Source organism: Nostoc sp. UHCC 0251, from assembly GCF_034932245.1.
GTDB lineage: Bacteria > Cyanobacteriota > Cyanobacteriia > Cyanobacteriales > Nostocaceae > Nostoc.
This window is the reverse complement of sequence record NZ_JAYGHD010000404.1, coordinates 1-11,825: the sequence shown is the minus strand read 5'-3', so window position 1 is coordinate 11,825 and position 11,825 is coordinate 1. Positions and strand designations below refer to the sequence as shown.

Genomic DNA, 11,825 nt, shown 5'->3' with positions numbered 1-11,825 from the left:
GGGGTGGGCATCTTGCCCGCCCTGATTATGCAACTTAAATGCCGATTAGCTTATTCAGATAGCCCACAGGATCGCTGGGGTCGAAGCCTTTCTTATCTATAAATACTTCTGGTGGTTCAACCTTGTAATCATCCTTGGGACACTCGATGCCCATTTCAGATGCTATCTCCCGATATAAATCTGTTCTCCAGCCAAGTTCTGCTAATTTTTCAGCATTTTTGGGGAATTCCTTAATTTGTCCCCATCTTGCTGCTTGTGTCATCATCCAGATACTTCTCGATCTCCATAAGAATGTGGAGTGTTCTCCTGGTTGCTTGGGAAGGTTGTCAGGAATATCGAAGAAAATCGTGGTGTCAGCGGCTTTGATGGTGCGGTCTTTGCCGTCAAAGCCGCCATAGTTGTAGTTGCCGAGAATTCCCGGACTTGTAAACTTCGCAATTGGGGCATCTTTCTTTTTAGGTTTAGCACCTGTAAAGGAACGGTCTGTTATCAGTTCGGCGACTTCTTGGCGGTTTTCTACTTTGCTGCAATACTGACACGCTTCAATCATCGCCTTGACTAGAGAACGATAGGTTTTGGGATATTGATCGATGAAAGATTGCATCACCCCCAAAAGTCGATCTGGGTGTCCCAACCAGATTTCTTTACCTTGTGCGAAGGTGATGAGATCGGAACATTGTAAAAATGCCGTCTCTTCAGTCTCCTCTCAATGCCTACGAAGTTAGCTGACGGGCTAGGGCTGAGAGATGCCCTTCTATAGAAAGTTATGAGTTATAAATTGAGTATTTAGTAAAGTAACTTCTAACTCCTTACTCCCAACTCTTCACTTTCTATGAGATACGCCCCACAATTTGGTTCCTCCGCTCCAGGGTTATGCACTGTCATACGCTGGATTAGGCTGACTTACTCTAATGGATACTAAATTATGGACAATATAACATCGATGCTCAGTAAAAGCCATCTATCTTATGATAAATGTTGTTAATTTAAATACTAATTTTAAATATTATTACTTAGCTTTTGGTAATAATTAAAACTCTTATTACTAGTCGTGTTGTGAGTGAACTCCTTGCACAGACTGCTAAACAATATAGTCGAGCCAAGCATCAAGAATGTTACATGCTTGATTAATATTTTTTAATAAGAAATAAGCTGTATTGGTAAAAACTTATACAAAAATAAATTAATCAGCAAACAAAAGAGCATGTATAATTTATTCCTTTTGGTAGGTGAACTAAATTCCTAAATTTGGTAAAAGATGACTGCACTCGCTAAACTAATTGCATATGGAAGTTTACTCATCTATCTCCTAGCTGATATTTAACATAATGGATTTTAGTCAAGTACTGGCTGAAAAAACGGGCACCATCCTCGATAAATGGATTCTAGCAGTTCGCAAGGATAGACGGATTGAAAGTGCTGATGACCTATCTTACACAGCGGTAAAGGATCACATCCCTGATGTTTTGAAAGCAATGGTAACAGTCCTTTCAAAATCTCAGGAAAATGAGATTCAGTCAATAGTTACTGCCAGTTTTCAGCATGGAGCTATTCGAGCCGAACAAGGCTTTGATCCAGCAGAAATTGCCAGAGAATATCATCTGCTGCGAACAGTAATATTTGATACCATACAATCAGATTTATTGGGTGGAACACCTGTAGAGATAATTCGTTCCATGCGTTTGATTGACGCTATTCTAGACGAAGCGATCGCTCGATGTTTCAAAAGTTATGTTGAGGAACGGTTGCGGGAATTACAGCAGTTACAGTCATCATTAGCACTTCATAATGAGGAACTCACACGTTTAATTAGCGCCAATCAAGAGTATCTTTCGCAACTAGCTCACGAATTGAAACATCCTTTAACTTCTATTATTGGTTACTCGGATCTGTTTTTACGCCAACAACGACGAAAGACAAAGATAACAGACAACTATACCAATTTAGAACATATTGAGCGCGTGCTACGCAATGGTAGACAGTTACTCCATCTTATCAACGATGTATTAGAACTTTCGCGGTATGACGCAGGGCAGATAAAGCTTCATCTAGCACCAACCGATGTGCAGGAATTAATTAATAATGTGTGTGAGATGTTGGAACCTTTAGCTGCTGGGAAAAATTTAAAAGTCGTAGTAGATTGCGATCGCGCTCCCAAAGAATTAATCACAGATCCTTTTCAATGTCAACAAATTGTTACAAATCTTATTAGTAATGCGATTCGCTATACAGAGTCGGGGACTATTATTATAATGTGTCAGATATTGGATAATCAGAGATGGGCGATCGCGGTTTCTGACACTGGAATTGGCATTGCACCAGAGAATCAAGCCCAGATATTTGAACCCTACTTTCGCGTAAGTGCTAGCGATCGTCCCTATCTCCCTGATAGTACAGGATTGGGATTAGCGATCGTCTCTCGCTTAGTAAAACTCCTCGAAGGTGAAATTAAGCTAGTCTCTGAAGTAGGTGTTGGTTCTACCTTCACCGTAATTTTTCCTTACAAATAGAAAGTTGGTTTCGCGCCAAGACATAAACTTTTTCTTTGTGTCTCTGCGTGAAATCAAAAAATATTAGACTTGTCGCTTAATAAAGCCCTAAATAGCTCAAAACCTTATACAGCATAGGTTTTAGCGACGAAAGACCGAAATTATTGAAATTTTCACTGTGACTGGCTTTGATCGCTTTTTTAGCTTATTTGGCGACAACTCTATTATTACAACAAGCCCTGTTTTTTCAACTTATCTAGCGCATCCTCAGCAGCAGCTTTTTCTGCCTCTTTCTTATTGCGTCCCTTACCTTCGCCGTAAAATTTTTCATCTACCAATACTTTTGCGATGAATTCCGGTGCGTGAGAAGGACCTCCTATTTGTTCTGTGAAATATTTTGGAGGATTTGGAGTAACGTTGCGTTGCACCCATTCTTGAAAGCGATTTTTTGAGTCTACATTAGAACGAGACACAACTATATGCTTAGGATCTACAGAATCAAATAGTGGTTCTATAATTGCGCGAACTGCTTCAATATTGGAATCATTATCTAAATAATAAGCACCAAGTACAGCTTCAAAGGTGCTACTGAGCAAATTAGGATTTTGGAAGCCTCCGTCTCGAATAGCGCCTTTTCCTAACCGCATCCTAAAGTCTAAACCTACCTCCTCGGCGAACTTTGCCAATTGCTTCTCATCTACCAGCGCCGAACGCCGCCGGGTTAATTCATCTTCTCCCATTTCTGGGTGACACTTATATAGATATTCCCCACTTAAGAAATTCAGCACAGCATCACCGAGGAATTCTAAGCGTTCATTATGTTCGCCTTCCCCAGGGTTTTCATGGACATAAGAACGGTGTGTAAGCGCACAGCGTAGAAGTTTTTCATTATGGAATCTTAGAATTTTGTGCATTTCTATCTTGTTTTTTGTTGCGTAAATTGACTGTTGGAAACTTTACGAATGCTATTGTCTTCAGACATGAAAAAACCGCATATAGCGGTGTTGCTAAAACCCAGCTTTGACTCAACTGGGTTTTTAAAAGCTTTTTTAAGCAGTTAATTTCTCTAACTCAACTAAAAACAATTCCTGATTTTGCTTTTGAACTTTACCATCCCTTACCGCAACATCAATAAACTGACTAAAGTTTTTAAAATTCTTGCCGTTAGACATAAAGATAGAGGAAAAGCCCTGGTATCTATGGCAACGCTGACGCATCAATTTATCAATGTATCCAAATCCGGTAGGCTTACCTTGACTTAAGGAAGTTTTAGTACATTCAATTAGGCACTCTACAGCCTCATTGTAATTAAGAGGCTGAGTCTTGTAGTTAACTAATTGAGACAATTCATCTACAAAGTGAAATTCATTAGCACGCTCTTTCAGCTTTTGTTTTACATTACCTCGTTGTGCAAAAATTATGACGTTTATATCCTTTTCTTGTAGAAATTGAACTACATTTGCAAAGTCGCCATCTCCTGACGCTAGGATAACTATGTCTGGGGACTGATTGTTATACACATCGTCAATTAAATCAGATTTAAGTTGATTGTCTGCACTGTTCTTTAAAGAACAGGTAACATCTTCACATTTAAAACCAATGCGTTGGAGATTTTCTTTTGCAGAAGCCTGGTTTTCAAATAGTGAATTATAGTAGACTTTTCTACTAATCAAGCTTCCTTTTGTGATGGCAAAAGCCAGCAAGAACCTTGCTTGCTCTTCACTTAAATAAACATTTTGAAAATCGCAATAGATGCCAACCTTTATTTGCAGCTGGCTTGTTTGTCTATTGGAAGATTGATTAGCGTGTGCCATTGTAATATATCCAGTATTCTTTGGTGAACTGGACAGCTTCAACAAATCACATATCTAGCAGTAGCAGAACTTGATACAAGGAATTTATACTCAAAAAGTACTTCCATGCAATAAAGCTCTTTACCGTCGCTTTCGTTTGGTTTAAGTCTCAGCCGTAGAATTCCTGGCTTCCTACCAAGTTTCGCGTCATCCTTTCCCCTGAACATTTATCCGAACATCTCATCTTCTCGTTGAAAGTCCAGTCAATCGGTTGACTTGACAGTAGGCTCAATACTCAGCCGAAGGGATGACTCGAAGCTCGGCAGGAAACTAGGAATTCTGCTGCTGAGACAACACCAAAAACCTGCGCTTTCGAGTGCGGTTATTGATTCTGTCTTAAATACAGAATGGCATATCTGAAGCGAGCATGTCAATCCAGCTAGCTATTTATGAAGATTCGTAAAAGCATAGACGCGTAAAAGCTTGTTTTAAGATATCGCCTACAATTCATCAACTTTAAGAATTATCTATGTTAATTCTTTAAAAGCCGACATTTATTTAAATAATATTCTGGCTAATAAATAATTTACTGTTTACTTTCCGCGATCGCACCATACAAAATACCTAAAATTTTCTTAATATCTTTAATATAATATTCACTCAAATCAATCGAAACTACATTACCTTCAAGCTTGATGAATTGCCAGATAGTACCGATAGTAACAGCACCATATATAGCTTTTATTTGATTTCCACCTCTTTCGTTAAATAACTGAGCAGCTACCATTTCGGCAATACATTGGGCTAAACCAGACCTCAAATTCTCATTTTTACTTTCTACTAAGACAACTACCGGACTACGCACAAGCAACTGCTCCGAAGAAAGACTCAAAATGAAATCACAAAAGCCATTTAATCCTCGTTGACTATCAACAGTAAAATCAACTCCAGAAAAAAAGCTTATTTCATAATTAAATTTGCGTCTAATTTCTAATAAAATTGGACTAATTATCATTTCACTACGAGCTTTTTCCGAACTTATCGCTACTGCTAAGTCAACATTTTCCCTAAGAATAGTAGATAATAAATCGCTACATTCTTGCTCTTGCACATTTGCGAATAGTCCAGATGATTCGTGGATAACTAACCCAAAAGAATCAATAACTTCAATAAGTTTAAAATCACTATAAGCCATAAAAATTACTCCTTTGTCTTATGACTTAATCCTATAACAAAGTTTAAAAATTCAGCTTTGGCGGAAACACCTTAGCTAAATCAAGAGATAAATTAGGGAAGCAGGGAAAAGTTATTATCTCATTTGATAGGAGAATTCGCTTATTTGAATAACCATATCTGCCTTGATTATCCTGATATGGTTCACTGTAAGCTTCCAAATAATTATCGAATAAATTGAATATCCAATAATCAGTAATACCTCCTTTAGCATAGAGAGGGATTTTCACATCTTGGTCATAAGCTAAAGAAGAATCTGCAACCTCCATCACCAATAACACATCAGTCGCTTTAGGGTGAGACGAGAGATAATTATCATCTCGGTTTTGAAGAATAGCAAAATCCGGTTCAGGTTCACTATTCGGTGGCAAAGCAATCGGAGCTTGAGATTGCAAAGTTGCCCTATCACCTACAAGTTTTGGAAGTTCTCGTAACAAGTTTCGCAAACAAGTTTCATGGGCTGTACCTTTAGATGCCATTTCAATAATTTCCCCGTTGATTAATTCAATATGGTCATCTTCATGGAAAAAACCCAATTCTCCAAGCCTGTGGTATTCATCCAGTGTGAAGCGTTTAGCCTGAGCAATACTCATAACCTTACCTTTCTCTCATTGCCATAATACTTATTCTAAATGTGCCAGAAATTGGTATGCTAAAGGCCGAGACTCGCTATGAAAGCAAACAATGCCTGCGCCTACTATCAACCCCACCATCACTGCCTTTCCCTTGACAGCCGTAGTCGGTCAAGAAGCAATAAAATTAGCCTTGCTGTTAGCAGCCGTTGATCCTGGTTTGGGAGGAGTAGCGATCGCAGGTCGTCGTGGTACGGCAAAATCTGTAATGGCTCGTGCTATCCACGCTCTACTACCGCCGATTGAAGTTGTCAAAGGTTCAATCAGTAATTGTGACCCCAATCACCCAGAAGAATGGGATGATCAACTGTTGGCGGAGTACGCAGACAAAGACATTCAAGATGTGCCCGTTGAAATTATCCCCGCGCCTTTTTTGCAAATTCCTCTAGGTATCACAGAAGACCGACTATTAGGTTCAGTGGATGTGGAAAAGTCGGTAAAACAAGGTGATACGATTTTTCAGCCCGGTTTACTCGCTACAGCTAACCGGGGTGTACTGTACGTAGATGAAATTAATTTATTAGATGACCAAATATCAAATCAGCTTTTAACAGTATTATCTGACGGACGCAACCAGATTGAACGGGAAGGGATTAGTTTTCAGCATCCGTGCAAATCCCTATTTATTGCCACCTATAACCCAGAAGAAGGCGGATTACGGGAGCATTTGCTAGATAGAATTGCGATCACACTTTCTGCTGACGGTGTACTCGGCTTAGATCAAAGAGTAGCAGCAGTTGAACAAGCGATCGCTTATTCTAAATCTCCCCAAGACTTTCTCAAACAGTACAACGAAGACTTAGACTCCCTGAAAACCCAAATCATTTTGGCGCGAGAATGGTTGAAAGAAGTCATCATCACCCATGAACAAATTGCCTACTTAGTGGATGAGTCCATTCGTGGAGGAGTTCAGGGACATCGCGCCGAGTTATTCGCCACGCGGGTTGCCAAAGCTGCTGCGGCTTTAGAGGGACGAACAACAGTTAATGCCGAAGATTTGCGTCGTGCCGTAGAACTGGTAATTGTACCACGCGCCACAGTTGTGCAGACACCGCCACCCGAACAATCACCGCCACCTCCGCCACCCCCACCGCAACAGAATCAAGAAGAACCCCAGGACGAATCTGAAGAGGAACAAGAAGAACAAGAAGAACAGGAAGAGAATCAAGAGCAAGAACCCCCTAGCATCCCGGAAGAATTCATTTTTGATCCAGAAGGGGTAATTCTTGATGACAACGTGCTGTATTTTACTCAAATGGCGAAGCGGCAAGGTAAATCTGGTAGTCGCAGCGTCATCTTTTCCGATGACAGGGGACGCTACATTAAGCCAATGTTACCCAAAGGGAAAGCGCGACGCATTGCAGTAGATGCAACACTGAGAGCAGCTGCTCCTTATCAAAAAGCACGCAGAGAAAGGCAACCAGATAGAAAAGTTATTGTAGAACAACCTGATATTCGTGCGAAACGCCTGGTACGTAAAGCCGGGGCGTTAGTAGTATTTGTGGTAGATGCTTCTGGCTCAATGGCCCTGAACCGAATGCAATCGGCTAAAGGTGCGGTGATGCAACTGTTAACAGAAGCTTATCAAAACCGCGATCAAATAGCATTAATTCCCTTCCGGGGAGAACAGGCAGAGGTATTATTGCCTCCAACACGTTCTATTGCCTTAGCGCGTAACCGTTTGGAAAGGTTGCCCTGTGGTGGGGGTTCGCCCTTAGCGCATGGTTTAACTCAAGCTGTGCGCGTCGGCTTAAATGCCCAGATGAGTGGAGATATTGGGCAAGTTGTCCTTGTAGCAATCACCGATGGGCGGGGTAATATTCCCTTAGCGCGTTCTTTAGGTGAACAGCTTGAACCAGGAGAAAAGCCAGATATCAAAGGAGAATTATTAGAAATTGCTGCCAGAATCCGGGCTTTGGGGATGCAACTATTAGTAATTGATACGGAAAGTAAATTTGTATCTACTGGCTTTGCTAAAGAATTATCGCAAACAGCAGGCGGTAAATATTATCATTTGCCAAAAGCGACAGATCAAGCTATTGCTGCTATGACCAAAGGTGCGATCGCTGATTTAAAATCTCGATAATTAGTCATTAGTCATTGGTCATTTGTCACTTGTACTGAGCGTAGTCGTTGGCGCAGCCTCTCGAAGAGAAGTATTAGTCATTGGATTTTTGACTTAGCACGACTACGATCCAGTGGGCATTACCTGTGGTTGCAAATAGCAAATCAAATCTTGGATTCCCTTTTGCAGATACCGCGTTACCGTCATTGGACTAGTACCGATGTTTTTAGCAGCATCCTTGCGAGAAAGTTCTTTCAGAAATACCATTTCAACCGCCATGCGAGGCTTTTCTTCCAACATATTGATTGCGCCTTGGAGTTGTTGGCGTTCTTCTTCTTGTTGCAAAAGTACATGAGAACGAGGACAAGGAAGTGCTTCACCCAAGGTTATTTGGCAATCAACATAGTTAACTGCGGTTGCATCTAAACTTAAAGGCATCCGATTTTGAGCAGCTAACTTGGTTTCTTGCCATTCTTGTACAGATACCCGAAGTTCGCTGGCAATTTCAGCATCTTTAGGCTGACGACCTAAAGACATTGCTAAGTCCTTGCGAATCTTTTGTCCTTCATTGTATAATTCTTGCCAACGACGAGGAATTTTTAATAGAGTACTGCGATCGCGCAAAAAGTGCAGCATCTCACCGCGAATGTATGGCACTGCAAAGGAACTAAAAGCATATCCTTGGCTGGGATCGAAACGCTCAATAGCCCTAATCAAACCAAAATACCCAATTTGTTCTAAATCTTCATAAGGTTCATTACATTGATGGCTGAATTTATGAGCCATCTTCCGTACCAAGCCAGTATGTAACTGTACAAGTTTATTACGAAGTTTAATAGAAGGATTCTGGTGGTACAAGTGTAATAATTCTATACCATCAGTTCGTAAAGAGGACTCACTTGTTGCCATATACATTCCTTTGTTGTAACTCCTATTCCTGAGATAATGGAGTTGCGTATATTTTCTTCTAAGCTGTTATTATTCTGCTTAGTCAGGGAAGAATAAGCTATCGTCGTTTCACTGAACTTATGAGGGGTCTAACTCCATAATTCAGTATTTGTACGCATGATTTTGCGAACATCTCTGTTACAGGTTATTTTTGCTTTTTATATAACTGTTGAATGGTAAATAATCTTTAGCTTTTGCAACAAAAACTAGCTATTTATGCTGAACAATGCATAACTGACCTAATAGCCATCTGTCATACTGAGAGCAACGTGAATCGGTACTGAATTAATCGCAAAAGAGACTGGGCAATTTTATCTTTTAGTACGCATCGTCATTAATAAAGATCGAAAATCCAAATTCAAAGTCGGGTGGAAGAACAAAACCTAAGCTACAAAAAACCGAATTCTGACTCATTTTTATGGGAATTTGTACTTAGTTGGGTCTTGAGGTACATTTCTATTCAATATTGGTAAGATGAAAACTTTGGAAACCTAGTGGAAACATAGAAACAGGTGATTGACATGCCAGTTTGGTGGGTGTCACACTTCTGCTAAACAGGAGGGTGAACAATGAAAATCACCAAACACCGACAAAAAATTCTGGATACACTTCAGCAATGGTTCAGCATCCATAAACAAGGGCCAACTCTAGAAGAGTTGTGTCAAGAACTCGGAATGCAACCACGTCAGAAAGCAACAGTTCAGAAGTGGTTGCAAACTATGCGCGGTATAGACGTGGAATGGGATGATCACAGCGCCCGCAGTCTTCGCCTTTTGACACCTGAACCGGAAAAACCCTCCTTACAGCTATCTGTTACCGATACTCTGCGGTATCTGGCTACTGGTGTGGTGCAGTGGGAAAAACTTGAGCTAGAAAAGCGAAGTCAAGTACCAGAAGCCCTTCGCATTGGAATGTCCCGTATGTACTTAACTTCTTTACTACAGGGAGAACAAGCCCCAGAGAACCTACCCCAATTTTTTGATTGGGCGGAAACATCAATTACTTCTTGGAAACCAGCCCAAGAGATTAAATATCTTTCACCAGATGTCAGCGTTATAGAAGACGGAGTAGTTTCCGATTTTGCTACAGAATGGCAAGTTTCGGGTAATGATGTGGTGGCGCAGGTACAAGAGTCAGTACTGAAAGATGTACTGGAATACTGTCGGGGAAATCAGCTAGAAAATGCTTATCGCGCTTTTCGACAACTGATTATTACTAAACCTACTCTTCATTACTCAGAATATCGGCAACAGCTACGTTTACCCGAACTCAAACCACTGCGGGAGTTATTGTCACGGTTAGAAATCTATGTCGATATGGATAAGTTGGCAGAGGGTAGCGTCTATCATCTGTGTCCGCGCTGCAAGTATGTGCAACGCCAACGCCCTGATGGTACATATACCTGCCGTACCCCTTGGTGTGAAAGACTTTGTGCAACCAGCAACTTTCAGCCATTGCCACCTATTTCTAAAGAAAAAGCAGCAGACTGGAAAGCTGTTACCCCTGGCGTGCATTTGTACGGTACGCTTCCAGGAATTTGGGAAATTCAACTTCAAGAAGAACTGACAAAATTAGGTTTGCGGGTTACTCTCTGGCCTTTTGTCGATGAATTTGACTTACTCGTAGAGTTCCTACGCAAAGTTCGCTGGGCAATTGATTTTAAAGATTGGGCATCCGTGGATGAAGAACGTTTGCAAAAGGTGCAGTATCGGCGTGATGCAACGGAAACCTTTGTAGTTTTTCCAGATGAACGCGAAGAGTATTTGCGGATAAAGGTAGTGCGCGAACAACTAGAACCTGAACTTGAAGGGGTGCGCTTGCGCTTATTTAGCGAAATCATCACTCAGGCTCAAGCAATTTTAGGGAAGAAAAAATAATGCGTGACACCATTAGCTGGCGCAAGGATCTGTGTAAAAAACTCCGCAACTCGGATGAATTAAAACAGTATATAGTATCTAGTTTAGTTAACGCAGATACTAAGGTACAAGAGCGAGAACTTAAGCGTCTTGCCCAACTCATTGCTGATGTGGAATTGGGATTAACCCTACTTAAGGAAGTAGCACCAGAAGAACCTGCAACTTCTGTGGAAGCTTTGCTCAAAGGATATCGTTTTCCAGTTGAACAACTACAAAGCGATCGCAACTGGCAACTTATACAAAATGCTCGTTTCTATTTGATTAAGCGTAAAGGCAGACAATGGCTGCGAGTTCTTCAGGAGTATATCAACTTACCTGAAATTATTAGAATCTACAGCCTTGAAGAGGCAAGGAATGTTCCTCAATCTATTCCATCCAGTACCTACCCAACTCGTTTAGAGAAGATATATCTTCCAACCTTATTAAAAACCCCACAGCATAGACAACGGAAAATCAAATTAGCAGATGAGGGGCGGTGGTATGCCAAGATTTCTCAAAAAGGTAACTCTCCAGTTGAGGTTCCTATTGATATTCCCAAGGAAGTTGCTAATATAGCGCCTTCGTCTTTAGTATCCCTTCGTCGCACACGGACTAAGCAGAATCCACAGTGTAGTGTTACCCGCGAAGAATTAATACTAGCTGCCCAAGAAATGGACGATAAATTGTCCCAGTTTGGGCAACAAGAAAATTATCGTAAGTAAGTGGGTGCTAAAATTTCCCGCTATGTAACAGAATCTTAATCAGAGGGT

General features: G+C 40.8%; 9 protein-coding genes, 1 pseudogene and 1 riboswitch. Of the genes and pseudogenes, 4 read left to right on the top strand and 6 right to left on the bottom strand.

The features are described from left to right. Positions 1-34: 34 nt before the first annotated feature. Positions 35-661: pseudogene (locus VB740_RS33330) on the bottom strand (ABC transporter substrate-binding protein); the annotation flags it as partial. 34 nt (positions 662-695) lie between these two features. Next, positions 696-910, bottom strand: a riboswitch (cyclic di-AMP (ydaO/yuaA leader). Between the two features lie 418 nt (positions 911-1,328). Between VB740_RS33330 and VB740_RS33325 the strand changes: the two are divergent. After that, positions 1,329-2,510 (top strand): HAMP domain-containing sensor histidine kinase, encoded by a 1,182-nt coding sequence (locus VB740_RS33325; RefSeq protein WP_323204100.1) that lies wholly within the window; start codon positions 1,329-1,331, stop codon positions 2,508-2,510. A 206-nt stretch (positions 2,511-2,716) separates the two neighbouring features. Here VB740_RS33325 and rnc read toward each other — a convergent pair whose 3' ends face one another. The 4 genes from rnc to VB740_RS33305 form a co-directional block, all read right to left on the bottom strand. Next, on the bottom strand, positions 2,717-3,403 hold the full coding sequence (rnc, locus tag VB740_RS33320) for a ribonuclease III (RefSeq protein WP_323204099.1): 687 nt from the start codon (positions 3,401-3,403) through the stop codon (positions 2,717-2,719). A gap of 135 nt (positions 3,404-3,538) precedes the next feature. Beyond that, positions 3,539-4,303: an NYN domain-containing protein gene (locus VB740_RS33315; protein WP_323204098.1), complete on the bottom strand. Its 765-nt coding sequence runs from the start codon at positions 4,301-4,303 to the stop codon at positions 3,539-3,541. A 565-nt stretch (positions 4,304-4,868) separates the two neighbouring features. Further along, positions 4,869-5,477: a hypothetical protein gene (locus VB740_RS33310; RefSeq protein WP_323204097.1), complete on the bottom strand. Its 609-nt coding sequence runs from the start codon at positions 5,475-5,477 to the stop codon at positions 4,869-4,871. A 43-nt stretch (positions 5,478-5,520) separates the two neighbouring features. Then, positions 5,521-6,108, bottom strand: coding sequence for a Uma2 family endonuclease (locus VB740_RS33305; protein ID WP_323204096.1), 588 nt, complete (start codon positions 6,106-6,108; stop codon positions 5,521-5,523). 91 nt (positions 6,109-6,199) lie between these two features. On the opposite strand from VB740_RS33305, the gene bchD reads away from it, so the two are divergent. Continuing rightward, the gene (bchD, locus tag VB740_RS33300) at positions 6,200-8,233 is read left to right on the top strand and encodes a magnesium chelatase ATPase subunit D (protein WP_323204095.1); all 2,034 of its coding nucleotides are present in this window, start codon (positions 6,200-6,202) and stop codon (positions 8,231-8,233) included. Positions 8,234-8,335: 102 nt separating this feature from the next. Here the strand turns inward: bchD and VB740_RS33295 are convergent, their stop codons facing one another. Continuing rightward, on the bottom strand, positions 8,336-9,121 hold the full coding sequence (locus tag VB740_RS33295; RefSeq protein WP_012408070.1) for an RNA polymerase sigma factor SigF: 786 nt from the start codon (positions 9,119-9,121) through the stop codon (positions 8,336-8,338). A 608-nt stretch (positions 9,122-9,729) separates the two neighbouring features. On the opposite strand from VB740_RS33295, the gene VB740_RS33290 reads away from it, so the two are divergent. Both VB740_RS33290 and VB740_RS33285 read left to right on the top strand, forming a co-directional pair. Beyond that, on the top strand, positions 9,730-11,037 hold the full coding sequence (locus VB740_RS33290) for a Fis family transcriptional regulator (RefSeq protein ID WP_323204094.1): 1,308 nt from the start codon (positions 9,730-9,732) through the stop codon (positions 11,035-11,037). After that, complete coding sequence (locus tag VB740_RS33285) at positions 11,037-11,777, top strand: hypothetical protein (protein WP_323204093.1); 741 nt, start codon at positions 11,037-11,039, stop codon at positions 11,775-11,777. Before VB740_RS33290 ends, VB740_RS33285 begins: the two co-directional genes overlap by 1 nt. Positions 11,778-11,825: the final 48 nt, after the last annotated feature.

Coding starts and splice junctions, on each gene's coding strand:
- VB740_RS33305 (WP_323204096.1), bottom strand. CDS start 6,108: ATGAGTATTGCTCAGGCTAAACGCTTCACACTGGATGAATACCACAGG.
- rnc (WP_323204099.1), bottom strand. CDS start 3,403: ATGCACAAAATTCTAAGATTCCATAATGAAAAACTTCTACGCTGTGCG.
- VB740_RS33325 (WP_323204100.1), top strand. CDS start 1,329: ATGGATTTTAGTCAAGTACTGGCTGAAAAAACGGGCACCATCCTCGAT.
- VB740_RS33295 (WP_012408070.1), bottom strand. CDS start 9,121: ATGGCAACAAGTGAGTCCTCTTTACGAACTGATGGTATAGAATTATTA.
- VB740_RS33310 (WP_323204097.1), bottom strand. CDS start 5,477: ATGGCTTATAGTGATTTTAAACTTATTGAAGTTATTGATTCTTTTGGG.
- VB740_RS33285 (WP_323204093.1), top strand. CDS start 11,037: ATGCGTGACACCATTAGCTGGCGCAAGGATCTGTGTAAAAAACTCCGC.
- VB740_RS33315 (WP_323204098.1), bottom strand. CDS start 4,303: ATGGCACACGCTAATCAATCTTCCAATAGACAAACAAGCCAGCTGCAA.
- VB740_RS33290 (WP_323204094.1), top strand. CDS start 9,730: ATGAAAATCACCAAACACCGACAAAAAATTCTGGATACACTTCAGCAA.
- bchD (WP_323204095.1), top strand. CDS start 6,200: ATGCCTGCGCCTACTATCAACCCCACCATCACTGCCTTTCCCTTGACA.